The organism is Agrobacterium sp. BT-220-3, from assembly GCF_025910175.1.
GTDB lineage: Bacteria > Pseudomonadota > Alphaproteobacteria > Rhizobiales > Rhizobiaceae > Agrobacterium > Agrobacterium oryzihabitans.
The window spans coordinates 1-2,127 of sequence record NZ_JAPAIX010000038.1; the positions used below are offsets into that span (position 1 = coordinate 1).

2 protein-coding genes and 1 pseudogene are annotated in these 2,127 nt (G+C 56.7%); all 3 read right to left on the reverse strand.

Annotated features, from left to right (window positions below; all coding sequences use genetic code 11):
* Positions 1 to 77, reverse strand: a pseudogene (locus OK142_RS25120) (IS6 family transposase); the annotation flags it as partial.
* A gap of 113 nt (positions 78 to 190) precedes the next feature.
* Positions 191 to 901 carry an SMC-Scp complex subunit ScpB gene (gene scpB, locus OK142_RS25125; protein ID WP_498685717.1) on the reverse strand — a complete coding sequence of 237 codons (711 nt, stop codon included), beginning with the start codon at positions 899 to 901 and terminating at the stop codon, positions 191 to 193.
* A 2-nt stretch (positions 902 to 903) separates the two neighbouring features.
* Complete coding sequence (locus tag OK142_RS25130) at positions 904 to 1,857, reverse strand: DUF1403 family protein (RefSeq protein WP_037094333.1); 954 nt, start codon at positions 1,855 to 1,857, stop codon at positions 904 to 906.
* Positions 1,858 to 2,127: the final 270 nt, after the last annotated feature.

Consider the following 2,127-nt stretch of genomic DNA (forward strand, 5'->3'; position numbering starts at 1 on the left):
CATGCCTCGAAATGACGCCCTTTGAAATCGTCCTTCGATTGGCGCTTCAGCTTCTCGGTAATGGCATTCAGAATCATCGGTCCACTCCACAACATTTGGAGCGGATTTCTCTTCAGATGCTCAACATCCAGTTAACTAGGAGAATTTGCGACAAGCCCGTTATCGAACAAACTCACGATGAGAAGGGATATCAGTCGGCCTCATCGGCGTCATGTCCACCAGAAGCGATGTCCGCAAGATCTTTGTTGGAGGTATCGAACTTGCCTCGCCTGCTCAGAAGACCAGCATCCTCGAGTGCCTCGATGTTGGGAAGGTCACGCAGGGTCTCAAAGCCAAAAACCGACAGAAATCGAGGTGTTGTCACATAGGTGTAGGGCGCACCGGGTGTCGGACTTCTCGGCCCTGATACGATGAGGCCCGCATCTCGCAGGCCGGCGATCGTGTCACGACTGACCTCCTTGCCGAAAATCTCTGACAATTCGGCCCGGGTGATCGGCTGAAAATATCCCACCGCCGTCAACACCTTAGACTCGGTCTCTGACAGCCGTGGTGCAACTGATCTCGCCGGAGCGGTCGAAATGCGAATTGTCTCAGCAAACCGCGCTCGGGTGCGATGCTGCCATCCGCCTGCGACCAATACCAGTTCGTATGGTCGATCTCGTAATTCGTCTATGAGGTCATCAACCAACAGATCAATACTGCACTCTTTGCCGACCACCCGCGCCAGCATCTCACGGCTGACCGGTTCGGACGAGGCGAATATCACCGCCTCTACCCGCAACATCCATTCACGCCACCGCAGTTCTGGAGGCAGTCCCTCGAGCTCACGATCATAAAGGATCTCCTGCTGGCGGTCTTTCGCTTGGCGTTGACTTGTTTTTGCTGCGCTCGCTCCCCTCATCGTCATAACCCATAAATTCGAAAGGAAGAGCGGCCGGACAGTTCCCGCACTGCTTCGAAACTCTCCAGCCGCTCAAACAGTCGAGTGGCTGCCCATCGTGACAGATTGCACCCCGGCGCCGAGGCCGGAACCGCGTCTTCATTGAGGAGCTTTTGGATAACCGCATCGCCCCCCTTGGTCCTCACCTTTGGCACTGCTGCCATTAACCGAGCGGCACGGCGATCGATGTCGGCGGCAGATTGAAGCGCCGCCTCGACACTGCTGACCAGCGCCAGACAAATTGCCTTCGGATAAGCTGGCTCACCTGGCCGCACTCGACCTCTTCCGCCGATAGTGCGGAATGCAGACCCGAACCGTGCAGGTAGCAGAAGCGGCACGGGTCGCGCCCATCTCAGCTTCTGGGCCAGTACGATGTCTGCCAAAGCCAGAGCCAGGACCTCCGCGTCCGGACGAAGCGCCATGATCGCGGATACCAGATCAGCAATCGCAATGGGGGCCGCGCGCCCGGACTGGATTGCCACATCGGCGAGATCCGCGATCGAGCACAGCTCCGTGTCCCATCGGATAGACAGAAGCTCGGCCAGTTCCCTGACAAACGCAGTGCCGGGCATCGCTGTTCGACGTGCCAGCATTCGTGTGGCCAAAAACAGCTTTCCGGCCGGTCCTGGATCGCCATTCGCGGGAGTCAGCAAAACGGCGTCGCGCAGCGCATTCTCTTCTTCATTCCGATCGAGCATGCGGGCCGCGACGGCGGCTGATTTCAGGGCTAGGCGGTCGCGCCAGCAGCCGAGCCAAGGAGGATCGGCGCGGATCAAATCATCGAGGGATTTCAATCCGATACCGGCGGCGAAGGCGGCATCAATTTCGTCGATGTCACGGCCATATGCCAACGTCCAGCCCGGCATGTTCGCCGACCATGTCACTGATGGAATTTGCACTTTGGTGATCGAGTTCATGCTTCGCAGTATAGATCAAATGTGCGGTTTAGGCTATCAATATCGATGAAACCCGCACTACATGTCAGAAATATAAAATGTCCGATAATCTTGCATTATCGGACGTCTTTGCTAGTCTTACTGGATCCGCGACGAACGCCTAGATTCTACTGGGCTTGTCGCAAACCTTGCAGTAGGCTGAGACTACCCCGCGAACGGTGGCATTTTCACGCTTTGTTAACCTTTTGAAGTCCGAAGAGGCGCCCGAGCAGGTCATTCTGGTCGTTGATT